This window comes from Alcanivorax sp. IL2, assembly GCF_047495475.1.
Taxonomy (GTDB): domain Bacteria; phylum Pseudomonadota; class Gammaproteobacteria; order Pseudomonadales; family Alcanivoracaceae; genus Alcanivorax.
Genome location: NZ_CP179932.1, coordinates 2,124,252 through 2,139,915, shown reverse-complemented (window position 1 = coordinate 2,139,915; position 15,664 = coordinate 2,124,252). Strand labels below are relative to the sequence as shown.

Below are 15,664 nucleotides of genomic sequence, written 5' to 3'. Positions count from 1 at the left end.
CAAGAGTCGATGGGCTCTGTGAAATGCACTGGCAAGACCTTACTGTCTAGCTGCCAATGTCCACTGCAACGAAATGTTGAGCCTCATGACTTCAGCCCGGCAATTGGTTTAATCGACACTGCCAATTCGTATTCCGCCAATGCAACATCTGGCAAGCCCGCACAGGCGAGCCGAAGATCTTCACTAATGTTCTTTGCGACGATCACGCCTCTGACGCTCTGACCTTCGTCAGCTTGATTGATCTTGATCCAGTTCACGTAGCGAAGGAGCTGGCCGACTACCCGATCATAGCCCTTCGATACCTTGAGCTCGATCACGACGTAATTCCCAGATGAATCAACAGCTAGTAGATCGATGAAACGGCCGCCGACTGGAAATTCCACACCAGTGATACCTTCATCGGTGTACAGAGTAAGGCCTGGCTCAAGAAGTTGAAGATTCCTAGCAAGGAAATCTCGAAGGTCGTGCTCATAAGCAAACTGACCAGTTCCCTCTGAAGTGGCTTCAGCTGGCTCTTCACTGGCCGGGGTGGATTCTGAGATCGGCGTTGGGTCTCTTCCTAGTTCGTATAGGCGAAAAGTGCTGCTATCGATCTTGAAGAAATGATCATCCGACCCATCTGGCCGAACGCTATATTGCAGTCTGGTCGGCACATTGGTCGAGAGACGGACCAAGTGTGCAGCGACAGTGCCCTGTTTAATCTTTGGATAATTTTCAGCGAACCATTGGACAGCTTGTTCCCGGGTGAAAGTATCACCTGGAGAAAGCTTAAGGGCGGGGATCATTTCCTGCATGAGAATTCGGACAGGCTTGTCGTACATCGCTGGCATTTAATTCTCTCCTTATGACGCCCAACCCAACGTCACCATGCACGCGCTATTCGCATGCATGGTCTTGTTACGTAGTTGCACCGAACAAGGCCGCATAGACTTCGTCGACATATTCAAATTTTCTGAATTTACCCTTTGGAAGGACTCTGATATTCGGCCTTTCAGCCTTAAATCCGTCCTGATCGCCCTTGCTATGCTTTGCGACTTTGAGCCCGTCAAGGGCTGGAAGTCGTTCGCCTGGCTGTGCCCCAAAGAAGAGGAATGGACCAAGCTCTAACGTATCTTCGTTAAAGTAAACCCAGAGAACACACCCAGATGGCTTATCAGAAAGTCTTGTATGGACTTTCTGGTTAGCTGTTCTACCGCCAATGTATGAGGCTTTTAGTTGTATATGCCTTACTATTCCATTGTCTTCTGCTATTACATCGTAGCCAGCATTATCGACTTCTGGGCTGGCCACCTCTAGCGTGCAATTAGAACTCTTCCAAGAGAGCTTTAGTAGCTCCCCAATAAAAAGATGCTCTATGAGCTTTTCTCGAAATGATGAGTTCTCAGTGTGATTCATTTACTCTTTCCATGTAACGCCCGCCATAAACGGCTGAGTAAAACGAGATCCGGCGACCGCAGGGAGCATATTTGATGGCTTTGTTAGCTACTCTTTCGGGTCCAGACGCAAATACCAGATACAACTTCATGGCTTTCATCCTCATAGAACGCGCTGTGTCCTTCCAGCTTTGTACCGTTGTTCTTAAGCATTAGCGTGTATGTGCCCCTATCAAGGCTTCTCCTGTCTACGGAGTGATAGTTTGCGGTTAGAATTAAATTTTTAAAGCTTCCGGAAATTTCGTAAGTTTTTCCTTGATCAGGCCCTTCAACGATAGCTACAACGCCGTCGACCCTATGCGCGACTCTTTTCAGAGTAATTATTTCTTTTAGCTCCAGTCCGGGGTATACGCCTTCCCAGACACCCTCTAGCTTGGCGTCTTTGTATATGCGTTCTTCATACCAAGGTTCTATCGCGCTGACCCAAATCTTTTGGATTACTACGACAATAAACGTGGTAAATAGGCCCGATATTATGCCTATTGCTACCGCTTCTAGTGGCAATGCTATTCCTCCATGTAGCTAACAGGTACTAGGAAGCCGGCTGGAATATCCAATAAACACGCCGGCTTCATATCACATTTATCAAATTTATATACCGACCGATAAAAGCAGAAATCTCAGCGGGTTACAACGGCGGTCTTTTCGGGCAATTGTGATATGAGGAAGGCGGTATTTTCTGGTAGGCGCTGGGAGTAATTTTTTCCCACCTGTTTAAGCACAGCTGACTGACGTGAGTACGATTTTGGCGGGGGTGTTCGCGGCTCAAGCGCCGCTCCTACGGTGCGCGTAGGCGCGAAGGCAGGCAGGGCTAGTGGCCCTGCCCTGGTGGGTATCAGCCTTTATTCTTCCAATCCAGGCTATACAGGTCGTGGCGGCGATCGCGCAGGTTGGTCACCGACCCTTCCCGGTGCAGCAGTTTCAGTTTTTCCAGGTCCACGTCCGCAAACATCAGCATTTCGGTATTGGGTACCGACTCACTGATGATGGCATCGTGGGGGAAGTAGAAATCGCTGGGGGAAAACACCGAGGACTGGGCGTACTGGATGTCCACGGCATCGACCCGTGGCAGGTTGCCCACGGAGCCGGCGATGGCCACGTAGCATTCGTTTTCGATGGCGCGGGCCTGGGCGCAGTGGCGCACGCGCAGGTAGCCGTTTTTGGTGTCGGTCCAGAATGGGACGAAGAGGATGTCCATCTTCTCGTCGGCCAGGACGCGGCCCAGTTCGGGGAATTCCACGTCGTAGCAGATCAGGATGCCCACGCGGCCGGCATCGGTGTCGAATACCTGCAGCTTGTTGCCACCCTGGATGACCCAGTCGCGACGTTCGTGGGGGGTGATGTGGATCTTGTATTGGGCTTCCACGGAGCCGTCGCGGCGCATCAGGTAGGCCACGTTGTAGACTTTTTCGTCTTCGATGACGGGCATGGAGCCGCCAACGATGTTGATGTTGTAGCTCACCGCCATGTCGGCCAGGGCATCGCGCACTTCGTCGGTGAAGCTGGCCAGGAAGCGCACCGCTTCCACGGAGTTCAGTTCCGGGCGTAGGCCCATGAGGGGGGCGCTGAAGAACTCCGGTAGCACGGCGAAGTCGGCGCGATAATCCGATAGCGCATCGATGAAGAATTCCACCTGGTTGAGCAGGTCCTGCACGTCGCGGGCGGCGCGCATGCGGCGCTGCACCACGCCCACGCGCACCACGGTACGGCGCGGCCATTCGGCGTCGTCGTCCTCTGGTTCGTAGAGGATGTTGTCCCACTCCAGCAGGGTGGCGTAGCCGTGGGAGTCTTCGTCTTCCGGCAGGTAGGCTTTCATGAGACGTTTCACGTCGAAGCCGTTGGAGAGCTGGAACGACAGGATAGGATCGTAGATGGCGCGGGCTTCTACCTGCTCGATGTATTCGGTGACCGGCATCTGGTCGGAATAGTTGGTATAGCCGGGCAGTCGGCCACCGGCAAGGATGGCGCGCAGGTTTTCCTCGCGGCACAGTTCCTTGCGGGCTTCATAGAGCCGACGGCCCAGGCGGTAGCCCCGGTATTCCTTGTCCACGAACACATCCAGACCGTAGAGCGCATCGCCCTTCTTGTCGTGGGACTGCACCTTGTCGTCGGTGATCAGGTCTTCGTAGCGATGCGGGTTGGAGAACCGGTCGTATTTCACCTTGATGGTCAGCGCGGTGGCCACCAGCTCGCCGTTGTCTTCGATCACCAACTGCCCGTCCGGGAAAATGCGGATCAGGGTCTTGATGGTCTCTTCCGGCCAGGCACCGCCGATGTCGTGGTAGACCTGGTTCATGAGAAGCGCCAGCGCGGGGTAATCCTCTTCGGTGAGGGTGCGCAGACGCAGGCGAGTGGTTTCTTCTGCCATAACAGCTCCTTGATATATACGGCGCAGCTTATTGGTTCCCGAAGGAAAAGGAAGCATTGTCCGGGCATCTGCGAACCCGAAAGCTTGTCGCACCCTTATTCGCTTCGCTCACCCTACGGGCCAGCCTGCGGCTGTTCTGCGCTTCGCTGGTCCCTGTCCCTCTCCCCTCAAGGGAGAGGGGACCTGTCTTAAAGTTTTTGAGCCAGTATCAGCGCAGTGTATGCGGATAGACCTGTTTCTGTCTTACGCATTAAGCGGCGGAAAGGGAATCAGCCAGCTCATGTCCCGATTCTGCAACGCATGCATGCCGCTGGGATAGAGCGCCACGCCGTCCGGACGGATAAATATCACGCCACCGCCGTTGAGACCCACATAGCCGGATTGATGCTCGTTCACAAAGCCGCAGTCATCCTGCCAGTCCGGTTGCAGGGAGGGTGGAATGGTTTCATAGCCGATGACACCATTGGCCAGGGGGTCGTCGATGGCCACGCGGTCGCGGTACAGGCCCACGGCATCCTCCCCCACCAGCAGTACCATGCCCTGGTGAAAATGCAGCAGTGTGACATTGCCGCGCCGGGGCAACGGGAGGTTTTCCTGTAGGTCGATAATGGTATCCATGAAACAAATAATCCTGACTAATCGGACGGATAAATGGCTGAAAACATTGTAGTACTTACCGGCGCGGGAATCTCGGCGGAATCCGGTATCAAGACATTCCGCGCCGCAGACGGGCTGTGGGAGAACCACCGGGTGGAAGATGTGGCCACGCCAGAGGCGTTTTTGCGCGATGCCACCCTGGTGCAGACCTTCTACAACAAACGCCGTGAACAGCTGCTCAGCGGCGCGATCAAGCCCAATGCGGCCCATCAGGCGCTGGCGAAGCTGGAACAGGCCTTTCCCGCCGGCCAGGTGCTGCTGGTGACCCAGAACATCGACAACCTGCACGAACGGGCCGGCAGCCGCAACCTGATTCACATGCACGGCGAATTGCTCAAGGGCCGCTGCCAGGCCTCCGGCGGCCTGGTGGAGGTGACCGGCGAGCTGACCCCGACCCTGCCCTGCCCGCTCTGCGGCGCCAAGGGCTGCCTGCGCCCCCATGTGGTGTGGTTCGGGGAAATGCCCCTGGAAATGGAGCGCATCTACCAGGCCCTGGCCCGCTGCGACCGCTTTATCAGCATCGGCACCAGCGGCAATGTGTACCCGGCAGCGGGCTTTGTGGAAGAAGCTAACCGCCACGGGGCGCATACGGTGGAGCTGAACCTGGAGCCTTCGCAACGGCTCACCGCCTTTGCCGAGCACAAGCATGGGCTGGCCACGGAGCTGGTGCCTGCGTATGTGGAAGCGTTGATCAAAACATTATAGCTACGAGCTGCTAGCTTCTAGCTGCGAGAACAACCCGTTCACTGCCAGGCATGGGGGCTCGGCCTGAACGCGGGCACTGACTATGCATAACCCAGGCGCTACCTCGCGCCTAGTCGCTAGCAGCTCGTAGCTAGTAGCTGGTGGTCGTCCTTCATTGCCCCACCCTATGACACAGACAGGCCCCGTGATATTTCTATAACCGCCTGATTGGGCTAGACTGCTTCACCTCTACAAAAGGAGTGTCAGCCAGAGCCGCCCGCCATAGAACGGGGCCCGGGGCCTCCAGCAACGACAGGTAGTAAAGACCATCATGACCGATAAACAGGTAGACGATCTCAATATCGCTTCACAGGAAGTGTTGATCACCCCCAATGCGCTGAAGGCAGAGCTGCCGCTTTCCGACAATGCCCTGCAGACCGTGATTGAGGGCCGCGAGACGATCCGTAATATCCTCGACCGCAAGGACCACCGTCTGTTCGTGGTGATTGGCCCCTGCTCTATCCATGACACCAAGGCGGCCATGGAGTACGCGCAGAAGCTGAAGGCGCTGGCCGAGGAAGTGAAGGACACCATCTACCTGGTGCTGCGCGTCTATTTTGAAAAGCCCCGTACCACGGTGGGCTGGAAGGGGCTGATCAATGACCCCTACATGAACGATTCCTTCAAGGTGCAGGACGGCCTGCACATTGCCCGCAAACTGCTGCTGGATGTGGCCGAGCTGGGCCTGCCAAGCGCCACTGAGGCGCTGGACCCCACCACCCCACAGTACGTGCAGGACTTGATCGCCTGGAACGCCATCGGCGCCCGTACCACCGAGAGCCAGACCCACCGGGAAATGTCCTCCGGTCTGTCCAGCCCGGTGGGCTTCAAGAACGGCACCGACGGCAGCCTGGATGTGGCGGTGAATGCCATGCTCAGCGTGAAGCACCCGCACCGTTTCCTGGGCATCGATCCGGAAGGCCGCGTGGCGCTGACCACCACCAAGGGCAACCAGTACGGCCACGTGGTTCTGCGTGGCGGCGGCGGCAAGCCGAACTATGATTCCGTTTCCGTGGCGCTGGCTGAGCAAGCGCTGGAGAAAGCCGGCGTCTCCACCAACATCATGGTGGATTGCTCCCATTCCAACTCCAACAAGGACCCGAGCCTGCAGCCGCTGGTGATGGAGAACATTTCCAACCAGATTCTGGAAGGCAACCAGTCCATTGTTGGCTTGATGGTGGAATCGCATCTGAAATTCGGTAACCAGAAGCTCCCGGCGAATCTGGACGACCTGGAATACGGCGTGTCGATTACCGATGGCTGTATCGCCTGGGACACTACCGAGAAAGCCATTCGCGACATGGCCGACAAGCTGCGCGACGTACTGCCCAAGCGCAACGGCTGATCGCTGGTTGATACGAAAAAGCCGCCTTGATGGCGGCTTTTTTTGTGTCCAGGGTTTTGATCCTCTGTAGGAGCCAGCCTGCTGGCGATCTGCTGGTGTTGCGCATCGATCGCCAGCAGGCTGGCTCCTACAGTTGGTTTTTCCATAAAACGGTTCCCTTCAATCTGCCCCCTGACCGTCGCCACCGACCGCGTAGGGTGCACTGAGCCTAAGGCGAACTGCACCGATCCGGCGTTTGATGGTGCAGTTCGCCTTAGGCTCAGTGCACCCTTCGCTTGGTAATCCGTCGGTGTTTGCGACCATAAAAAAAGCCCGGCGCGAAGGCCGGGCTTTTTTATGTTGCGGTACTGAGTAGATGCTTAGAGCAAGCCACCCAGCAGGCTGTCGAACAGATCCGTCAGGGCGTTGCCGGATTCCAGAGAGATGCCCTCTCCAGTTTCCTGGTTCGCCAGACAAGCCAGACCCAGAGTCAGCGACAGATTGCCTTCGTCATTAAAGGCACTCAGCAGCGGACAGCCGGGCAGCAGACCGATCTGCTCGGAGTTGAGTAGCTCCACGTTGTCCAGGGACTCGATGAAGCACTGAGTCGGATCCACGGTACCGGTTCCGGAGGTTTCCGGGCACACCTGATCGGTGAGCGGGTTGGGCTCGCTCAGCGGGCCCAACAGCTCTTCCAGAGCGGCAAGGCCGGCACCGGCTTCGGTCAGACAGTCAGTGGGCGTGGTGGGACCAATCGCACCAGCAGCGGTTTCCGGGCAGAACTGCTCCAGCAGCGGGGCCAGCGGGTTGTCACCACCGCCGCCACCGGGCAGACCACCACCGGCCGCTTCCATGAAGCAGGCTGCCGGATCAATCGGCGCGTTGGCCGCCGCTTCCGGGCACAGCGCCTCGGTCAGTGGGTTGGGACCCAACAGCAGCTCTTCCACGTTGCCGAAGCTGTTACCGGCTTCGGTCAGGCAGTCGATCGGCGTGGTCGGGCCCAGATCCGCATCAGAGGTGTTGGGGCAGAACTGCTCCAGCACTGGACCCAGCGGGTTGCCATCGGCACCCGGCAGACCACCGCCACCCGGCGCAAAACCTCCGGCCGCTTCCATGAAGCAGGCTGCGGGATCAATCGGGCTGTTCGCCGCTGCTTCCGGGCACAGTTGCTCGGTCAGCGGGTTGGAACCCAGCAGCAAGTCCTGCACGTCGCCGAAGTTACCACCGGCTTCGGTCAGACAGTCGATGGGGGTGGTCGGACCCAGGTCGGCTTCAGACGTCGCCGGGCAGAACTGGTCCAGTACCGGCTCCAGCGGGTTGCCGTCGGCACCCGGCAGACCACCGCCACCCGGGGCAAAGCCACCGGCTGCTTCTTCGAAGCAGGCAGCAGGATCAATCGGGCTGTTCGCCGCCGCTTCCGGGCACAGTTGCTCGGTCAGCGGGTTGGAACCCAGCAGCAGGTCCTGCACGTCACCGAAGTTACCACCGGCTTCGGTCAGGCAGTCGATGGGGGTCGTCGGACCCAGGTCGGCTCCAGAGGTTTCCGGGCAGAACTGCGCCAGTACCGGCTCCAGCGGATTGCCGTCGGCACCTGGCAGACCACCACCACCCGGGGCAAAGCCACCGGCGGCTTCTTCGAAGCAGGCTGCGGGATCAATCGGGCTGTTAGCCGCCGCTTCCGGGCACAGTTGCTCGGTCAGCGGGTTGGAGCCCAGCAGCAGGTCCTGTACGTCGCCGAAGTTACCACCGGCTTCGGTCAGACAGTCGATCGGAGTCGTCGGACCCAGGTCGGCCATGGAGGTTTCCGGGCAGAACTGCGCCAGTACCGGCTCCAGCGGGTTGCCATCGGCACCTGGCAGACCACCGCCACCCGGGGCAAAGCCGCCGGCTGCTTCTTCGAAGCAGGCTGCGGGATCAATCGGGCTGTTAGCCGCCGCTTCCGGGCACAGTTGTTCTGTCAGCGGGTTGGAACCCAGCAGCAGGTCCTGTACGTCGCCGAAGTTACCACCGGCTTCAGTCAGACAGTCGATCGGAGTCGTCGGACCCAGGTCGGCTTCAGAGGTTTCCGGGCAGAACTGTGCCAGTACCGGCTCCAGCGGGTTGCCGTCAGCACCTGGCAGACCACCGCCACCCGGGGCAAAGCCACCGGCTGCTTCTTCGAAGCAGGCTGCGGGATCAATCGGGCTGTTCGCCGCTGCTTCCGGGCACAGTTGCTCGGTCAGCGGGTTGGAACCCAGCAGCAGGTCTTGCACGTCGCCGAAGTTACCACCGGCTTCAGTCAGGCAGTCGATCGGAGTCGTCGGACCCAGGTCGGCTTCAGAGGTTTCCGGGCAGAACTGCGCCAGTACCGGCTCCAGCGGGTTGCCATCGGCACCCGGCAGACCACCGCCACCCGGGGCAAAGCCACCGGCGGCTTCTTCAAAGCAAGCAGCGGGATCGATCGGGCTGTTGGCAGCCGCTTCCGGGCACAGTTGCTCGGTCAGCGGGTTGGAGCCCAGCAGCAGGTCTTGCACGTCGCCGAAATTACCACCGGCTTCGGTCAGACAGTCGATCGGGGTCGTCGGGCCCAGGTCGGCCATGGAGGTTTCCGGGCAGAACTGCGCGAGTACCGGCTCCAGCGGGTTGCCGTCGGCACCTGGCAGACCACCGCCACCCGGGGCAAAGCCACCGGCTGCTTCAGAGAAACAGGCTGCGGGATCAATCGGGCTGTTAGCCGCCGCTTCCGGGCACAGTTGTTCTGTCAGCGGGTTGGAACCCAGCAGCAGGTCCTGTACGTCCTGGAAGTTACCGCCAGCTTCCGCCAGGCAGTCGATCGGGGTGGATGGGCCAAGGTCCGCCATGGCGGTTTCCGGGCAGAACTGCTCAAGGGCAGGCGCGAACGGATTGCTACCGCCGTCGCCGCCACCGCCGCCATCACCACCACCTGGAATGCCACCGCCCATCAGGGCTTCAGCAAAACACTGGGGCGGATCAATGCGACCATCCGCATTATCTTCAGGACAAATCTGCTCGGTCAGCGGATTGCTGGCGGTGAGCATGTTGTAGATGTCCATGTAGGCACGGCTGGCTTCGTTGAGACAGTTGACTGGCGTTTCCGGGCCCAGCTCCTGTTCGCCGGTTTCCGGGCAAAGCTGCGCAAGTAGCTGGTCAGAACCGGGCAGACCGCCATCGCCACCGGGCAAGTCGCCACCGCCGCCAACGGCTTCGGTAAAGCAGGCCGCGGGATCAATCGGGCTATTCGCCGCCGCTTCCGGACACAGTTGCTCGGTCAGCGGGTTGGAGCCACCGATCATGTCGCCGATGTTCTGGAAGTTACCGGCCGCTTCCTGCAGACAGGCCGCCGGGAAGGTGGCGCTACCGTCAAAGGAGCTGTCGGTATCGTAGATGAAATCCTGATCCAGCATTTCACCATTGAACGTCAGGGTGGCATCAAATACCTGTGCCGCTTCCGGGCAGAATTGCTGTACTACCGGATTCAGCGACAGCTCGTAGCCGGTATCTTCCTCGGCAGCGTCTTCGCTTTCATCCAGACAGGCTTCCGGGTCAATGGAACCGCCCTCCCCTGCATCACCGGACGCACCAGGACACAAGGCATCGGTCAGCTCGTTCTGATCGTCGATGATCTCTGCGATTTCTGGAGGCAGGGCGCGCGCGGCCGGGCCAGAGTCGGCAGGCGCTGAGCTGCTGCCTCCACCGCCACAGGCCGTCAGCAGTGCCGCCAGGGCGCTGCTGCCTACCAGAAGTTTGAGTTGATTAGCCAAGATGAACCCCTCCATCGTACTTTGTCGTTATGGTCTCCGAGCGGAGACTGGCATCAGCGACTATGGAAGGGATGTGCAATCTGCTGTAGAGCAAGGAAGTTGGCCAACTGTAATCAAGCGTAGCCAGCGTTACGGAACCGTGTCTGAACTCAGGTCAGGGCTACTTTTGATAACAATTTACACTTTGCCTGCGGAATCCAGCCTGCCGACCACCGTTGCCCGCGCGCGGACATGACTGTCTCGATCACGATCGTTGAGATGGCCATGCACAAAGGCCCCGATTTCCTGCAACGCCAGGCCGGCCTCGGGGAGCCAGGCGGCCAGGGCATGAAACACATGGGGCATACGTTCCCAGACCTGCAATTGGCAATCCACGCCCGCCTTTTCTGCCTGCCCGGCAATACGGATCGCATCACTGTAGAGCAGCTCGGTGCTGCCCACCTGCACCAGCAACGGCGGCAGGCCGGTGAAGTCGGCAAATACCGGTGAAATCATCGGGGACGCGGGATCGTAACCCTGACTGTATGACGCGGAGACAAAGTTCAGCGCCCCCAGGGGAATCAGGGGTTCTTTGTCTGCATTGTCACGGATGCTGTCACCGGAGCAGGACAGGTCACCCCAGGGGCTGATCAGCACCGCCGATGAGGGTAACGGCAGTTTCAGTTCCCGTAACCGCAGCATGGTAACCAGCGCCAGGTTGCCGCCGGCGGAATCTCCGGCAAAGACGATATGCTCACTGCTGTAGCCGGTATCCAGCAATGCCTTGTAAGCGCGCACCGCATCTTCCAGTGGCGCCGGGTAGGCCCAGTCCGGCGGTTGTCGGTAATCCAGCGCCAGCACCTTGGCGCGACAGTAATGGCTGAGCCGCCAGGTAACGGCTCGATGGGAACGGGGCGAACCGAAAAAATAGGCACCGCCGTGGAAGTACAACACCACCCGGTTGCTACGTACGCGCCGCCCGGTGATCAACCATTCGCCGGGCACCCCGCCCACCTGGGCCCGTGAGATATGCACGTCGGACGGCACCGGCAATGCCAACGTGACAGCATCGAAACCGAGCTGGGAAAACTTCATGAAACGGCGGGAAAATTTCAGCCGGCTGATAACCGGTTTCACCATGCCCTTGGCCACCGCGTTGATGACCCTGCCCTGCCAGCTCAATGCTGGATAATCTGTCTTGTTGCTCGTCATGGCTTGCGTCACATCGAAACCGATGCTTCGAGACTAAGCGCTGATAGTGATAGGGACAAGGTGACAGGAAAGCGGGAAATGTAGAAACGTGCGAAACAGATCTGCATCGCCTTCCATTTTTATTTTTGTTGTACCACTTAATTTGCCAGCAGCCTCTCTGCGCGACGAGTATCCGTTCGCCATGCAAGCATAGCTCCTACAAAAAAATCGGCGATCAATGTGTAGGGTGGGTTAGCCGCAGGCGTAACCCACCATGGCCAGATTGGGAATTGGTGGGTTACGCCTGCGGCTAACCCACCCTACGTTTCGATCACTGATTGGAGAATGCTCAAACGCTGCAGGTTTCCAGCAGGCCGCGTAGTTCCGGAATGCAGGAGCCGCAGTTGGTGCCTGCCTGGCAGCCTTTGCCGATGGCTTCCACGCTGTCGGCGCCCGCTTCTACGGCGGCTTCGATAGTTTTCTGGCGGACCTGGAAGCAACTGCAGATCACCGGCCCCAAGTCCGGGCCGGCATCCACCGGTTGGCCAGCGAGCAATGCCAGGTGCTGGGTTTCTGCTTCATCAGCAAAACAGTTTGCCAGCCATTCCACATCGCACAGCGGCAGCTCTTCGCCGATGGCCAGCCAGGCCAGCAATCGGCCCTCACTGTCCAGGGCGGCGCGACGAAAATGTCCGCTGGCGGGATCGTTCAGTGCCAACCACTGAGCGGCTTCGGGCATCCAGTCGTGAAGCTGTTGTTCGGTTAGGTCCGCATCGCCGGCCAGCCGATAGCGCTGTACCTGGCCCGTCTGCAAAAAAGCATCAACGGGAACTCGGGCCCAGTACTCCACGGCGGGCGGGGGTGCCGCCGTGAACAACCAGCCATGCCAGCGGGGTTGCCAGTCGCTGACGTTGACCGGCGTGTGTTTGAACGCCGGCTGGCCGGAATGCGGATCCAGACGTGCCGGTACCAGGGCATCCACCCGGGCACGGCGAGAAAACTGATCGGTCCAGTGCATGGGCATGAAAGCGGTACCGGGCCGTTGCCCGCTATCGCTGGTTACCCGCACCAGGGCGTCACCGACCTTGCTGGAAAGGCGCACGAAACCACCCTCCTTCAATCGGTAACGCTCAATATCCTTGGGGTGCAAGGCGGCAAAGGGTTCGCTCAGGTGGGCAAACAGGCGACCGGCACGGCCGGTGCGCGTCATGGTGTGCCACTGGTCACGAATACGGCCGCTGTTGAGAATGATCGGGAAGGCATCGCCGATCTGGCGGACTTTGGGATTCTCGCAGGCGACAAAACGGCCACGGCCATTGGCTGTGGCGAAGTGTCCGTCAGCAAAGCAGCGAGGGTCCCCTTGCAGCGGCCACTGTTGTGGATGCCACTGCTCATACTGGTCGGCGCTCAGGTCCGCAGCCGCGGTCATATCCAGCCGCTTGCCAAATCTGCCCGCCAATGCGGTGAGCGCCGAGTACTCGGCAAAAATCTCGTGTTCGTGCTGATAGGGAAACGCGTAGTCGTAGCCCATGCGCCGAGCCACTTCGGTGACAATCCACCAGTCCGCCTTGGCGTCGCCCGGGGCTTTCACAAAAGGACGCTGGCGGGATACGCACCGTTCGGAGTTGGTGACCATGCCGGATTTTTCCCCCCAGCCCAGGGCCGGCAGGCGAATATCGGCACAGGCCAGGGTATCGCCGCTGGCCACGCAGTCGGACACCACCACGGTGTCGCAGGCCATCAGCGCATGGCGTACCCGATCGGCTTCCGGCAGGGAATCCACCGGGTTGGTGGCCATGATCCACACCGCTTTTACCTGACCGCTTTCCACCGCATTGAACAGGTCCACGGCGGTGAGACCATTTTCAGTTGCCAACGTCTCGGTCTGCCAGAAATCCGCCACCGCGGCATGGTGTTCCGGGTTATCGATATCCAGGTGCACGGCAAGCTGGTTGGCAAGCCCCCCCACTTCGCGACCGCCCATGGCGTTGGGCTGGCCGGTGATGGAAAACGGGCTGGCACCGGGCTTGCCCACCCGCCCCGTGGCCAAGTGGGCGTTGATAATGGCATTGCCCTGATCGGAGCCGTTGCGAGCCTGGTTAACGCCCTGGGAAAACACGGTAACGGTACGCTCGCAAGCGGCAAACCAGTGATAAAAGGTGGTCAGATCGACCTGGCTGACACCCATCTGCTCGGCCAGTGCGTGCCAGTCATTTCCCTGCTTGCGCGCTGTGTGCAAGGTGCTATCAAAACCTTCGGTGTGCGCGTCGATGTAATCCTGGTCCAGGGCGTTGTGGTCATCCAACCAGGTGAGCAGGCCATTAAACAGGGGTACGTCCTGCCCCGGGCGAATGGCAAGATGCAGATCGGCCAGATCACAGGTGGCGGTGCGACGGGGATCAATCACCACCACTTTCATGTCCGGGCGCGCTTGTTTGGCGGCGGCGATGCGCTGATAAACGATGGGGTGCGCCCAGGCGGTGTTGGAGCCAGTGAGAATCACCAGGTCCGCCAGCTCCAGATCTTCATAACAGCCGGGCACCACGTCTTCGCCAAACGCGCGCTTGTGGGCCACCACCGCGCTACTCATGCACAGGCGGGAGTTGGTATCGATATTGGCGCTGCCGATAAACCCTTTCATGAGTTTATTGGCCACGTAATAGTCTTCGGTGAGCAACTGGCCGGACACATAGAATGCCACCGCATCCGGGCCGTGTTCATCAACGATACGACGGAAACGGTCGGCCACTTCATCCAGGGCACGATCCCAGGGCACCACTTGCCCATTCACTTCCGGCTGCAACAGGCGATCCTGATCGCCCAGGGTTTCCAGTACCGAGGAGCCTTTCACACACAGGCGCCCGGCATTGGCCGGGTGCTGCTTGTCACCCTGCAGTTCGATGCCATCGGTTTTAATGCCACAGCCGACGCCACAGTAAGGACAGGTGGTGCAAATACTCATGCGGCAATTTCCTCCTGCTTGTCGCCGCCATCGCCGGGCAGGTTGCAGAAGGCCTCACCCAGTAACAGGGTGGCGCGTACCGCACTGATGTCGGTCTGGTTCCGCCACAGGGTTTCGTAGAAAGGGGCTTCGGCCACGTCGCCATACAGCACCATGCCGACGATGCGGTTGTCGCGAATTTGCAGGCGACGATAACCACCGGGCAACGCCAGCTGCAGGGTGTCCCCCTCTCCGGAGAAATCCCCGAAGGACACCAGATCAATACCGGAAATTTTCAAGCGGGTGGCACTGTCCGCATACAGGTAACGGCGATGACCCAGCTCGGCAAGGTGGCTGGCACACACGGATGCCTGCTCATACAAGGGTGCAACCAGGCCGAAGGTGCGTTGGCGATGCTCTACGCATTCGCCGATGGCGTAGATGGCCGGGTCGAAGGTTTGCAGGGTATCGTCCACGCGGATGCCCTGGTTAACGGTGAGGCCAGCCCGGGCGGCCAGCTCGGCGCGGGGCACAATGCCCACTGCCTGCACCACATAATCCGCGGGCAAGCGCTGACCATCGGCAAGGTGGACGGCCGCAACCGCGCCCTGGCCGTTGTCTTCGATGGACTGCGTGCGCGCCTGCATGACAAATTTCAGGCCCCTGGCTTCCAGATCCTGTTGCAGGCGATGGCCTGCCGCTTCATCCAGTTGCTGGTTAAGCAGGTGCCCACGGCTGTGCACCAGCGTCACATCGTGGCCCTGTTTCACCAGCGCATCGGCCGCTTCCAGCCCTAAAAAGCCGCCGCCCACCACCACTACCCGGGCTGCCGGCAGCGACAATAATGTCCTGACGTCATGCAGATCACGAAAGCTCATGACGCCCTTCAGTGCCACACCGTCCACCGGCAACTGACGCGGTGCCGCGCCGGTGGCCAACAGCAGACGATCATACTCAAGCACATGCCCCGCCGCCGTGATCACCTGGCGGCGATGACGATGAATCTCCACCACCGGGGAACCGGTAATCAGACGTATACTCCGCTCGCGATACCACTGGTGGGGATAGGTGGTGATGGTCTTTTCATCCGTGCCACCACAAAGCAGTGGCGACAGCATGACCCGGTTGTAACCGGCAAAGGGCTCCTCCCCCACCACCGTGATCTGATACAGATCCGGTGCCAGGCTGGTGAGCTCTTCCAGCAGGCGGCACGCCGCCATGCCGTTACCAATTACCACCAGTCGCTTCATTACTACATCGCCTTTG

Annotated in this window: 11 protein-coding genes; 2 read left to right on the top strand and 9 right to left on the bottom strand. The window is 59.5% G+C overall.

The window, feature by feature from the left end:
- Nucleotides 1-83: 83 nt before the first annotated feature.
- From ACMG4N_RS09990 to ACMG4N_RS09970, 5 genes are all read right to left on the bottom strand, one after another.
- Nucleotides 84-830: an endonuclease NucS domain-containing protein gene (locus ACMG4N_RS09990; protein ID WP_414431507.1), complete on the bottom strand. Its 747-nt coding sequence runs from the start codon at nucleotides 828-830 to the stop codon at nucleotides 84-86.
- 67 nt (nucleotides 831-897) lie between these two features.
- Nucleotides 898-1,395 (bottom strand): hypothetical protein, encoded by a 498-nt coding sequence (locus ACMG4N_RS09985; RefSeq protein WP_414431506.1) that lies wholly within the window; start codon nucleotides 1,393-1,395, stop codon nucleotides 898-900.
- Between the two features lie 83 nt (nucleotides 1,396-1,478).
- Nucleotides 1,479-1,937, bottom strand: coding sequence for a hypothetical protein (locus tag ACMG4N_RS09980; RefSeq protein ID WP_414431504.1), 459 nt, complete (start codon nucleotides 1,935-1,937; stop codon nucleotides 1,479-1,481).
- A 331-nt stretch (nucleotides 1,938-2,268) separates the two neighbouring features.
- The gene (locus ACMG4N_RS09975) at nucleotides 2,269-3,801 is read right to left on the bottom strand and encodes a GNAT family N-acetyltransferase (RefSeq protein ID WP_414431503.1); all 1,533 of its coding nucleotides are present in this window, start codon (nucleotides 3,799-3,801) and stop codon (nucleotides 2,269-2,271) included.
- A gap of 243 nt (nucleotides 3,802-4,044) precedes the next feature.
- Nucleotides 4,045-4,419 carry a hypothetical protein gene (locus tag ACMG4N_RS09970; RefSeq protein ID WP_035244741.1) on the bottom strand — a complete coding sequence of 125 codons (375 nt, stop codon included), beginning with the start codon at nucleotides 4,417-4,419 and terminating at the stop codon, nucleotides 4,045-4,047.
- A gap of 33 nt (nucleotides 4,420-4,452) precedes the next feature.
- Between ACMG4N_RS09970 and cobB the strand changes: the two genes are divergently transcribed.
- Together cobB and ACMG4N_RS09960 are read left to right on the top strand one after the other, a co-directional pair.
- Entirely contained in the window at nucleotides 4,453-5,163 is a 711-nt protein-coding gene (gene cobB / locus ACMG4N_RS09965) for a Sir2 family NAD+-dependent deacetylase (protein ID WP_414431501.1), read from the top strand.
- A 310-nt stretch (nucleotides 5,164-5,473) separates the two neighbouring features.
- On the top strand, nucleotides 5,474-6,547 hold the full coding sequence (locus tag ACMG4N_RS09960; protein WP_297763079.1) for a 3-deoxy-7-phosphoheptulonate synthase: 1,074 nt from the start codon (nucleotides 5,474-5,476) through the stop codon (nucleotides 6,545-6,547).
- Nucleotides 6,548-6,906: 359 nt separating this feature from the next.
- Here ACMG4N_RS09960 and ACMG4N_RS09955 read toward each other — a convergent pair whose 3' ends face one another.
- The 4 genes from ACMG4N_RS09955 to ACMG4N_RS09940 form a co-directional block, all read right to left on the bottom strand.
- On the bottom strand, nucleotides 6,907-10,287 hold the full coding sequence (locus tag ACMG4N_RS09955) for a hypothetical protein (RefSeq protein WP_414431499.1): 3,381 nt from the start codon (nucleotides 10,285-10,287) through the stop codon (nucleotides 6,907-6,909).
- A gap of 177 nt (nucleotides 10,288-10,464) precedes the next feature.
- A complete protein-coding gene (locus ACMG4N_RS09950) occupies nucleotides 10,465-11,478 on the bottom strand; it encodes an alpha/beta hydrolase (protein WP_297763073.1) in 1,014 nt (337 codons plus the stop codon).
- A gap of 328 nt (nucleotides 11,479-11,806) precedes the next feature.
- On the bottom strand, nucleotides 11,807-14,419 hold the full coding sequence (locus ACMG4N_RS09945; RefSeq protein ID WP_414431497.1) for a molybdopterin-dependent oxidoreductase: 2,613 nt from the start codon (nucleotides 14,417-14,419) through the stop codon (nucleotides 11,807-11,809).
- Nucleotides 14,416-15,648 (bottom strand): NAD(P)/FAD-dependent oxidoreductase, encoded by a 1,233-nt coding sequence (locus ACMG4N_RS09940; RefSeq protein WP_414431496.1) that lies wholly within the window; start codon nucleotides 15,646-15,648, stop codon nucleotides 14,416-14,418. Before ACMG4N_RS09940 ends, ACMG4N_RS09945 begins: the two co-directional genes overlap by 4 nt.
- Nucleotides 15,649-15,664 lie beyond the last annotated feature (16 nt).

Coding starts and splice junctions, on each gene's coding strand:
- ACMG4N_RS09990 (WP_414431507.1), bottom strand. CDS start 830: ATGCCAGCGATGTACGACAAGCCTGTCCGAATTCTCATGCAGGAAATG.
- ACMG4N_RS09985 (WP_414431506.1), bottom strand. CDS start 1,395: ATGAATCACACTGAGAACTCATCATTTCGAGAAAAGCTCATAGAGCAT.
- ACMG4N_RS09975 (WP_414431503.1), bottom strand. CDS start 3,801: ATGGCAGAAGAAACCACTCGCCTGCGTCTGCGCACCCTCACCGAAGAG.
- ACMG4N_RS09970 (WP_035244741.1), bottom strand. CDS start 4,419: ATGGATACCATTATCGACCTACAGGAAAACCTCCCGTTGCCCCGGCGC.
- cobB (WP_414431501.1), top strand. CDS start 4,453: ATGGCTGAAAACATTGTAGTACTTACCGGCGCGGGAATCTCGGCGGAA.
- ACMG4N_RS09960 (WP_297763079.1), top strand. CDS start 5,474: ATGACCGATAAACAGGTAGACGATCTCAATATCGCTTCACAGGAAGTG.
- ACMG4N_RS09950 (WP_297763073.1), bottom strand. CDS start 11,478: ATGACGAGCAACAAGACAGATTATCCAGCATTGAGCTGGCAGGGCAGG.
- ACMG4N_RS09945 (WP_414431497.1), bottom strand. CDS start 14,419: ATGAGTATTTGCACCACCTGTCCTTACTGTGGCGTCGGCTGTGGCATT.
- ACMG4N_RS09940 (WP_414431496.1), bottom strand. CDS start 15,648: ATGAAGCGACTGGTGGTAATTGGTAACGGCATGGCGGCGTGCCGCCTG.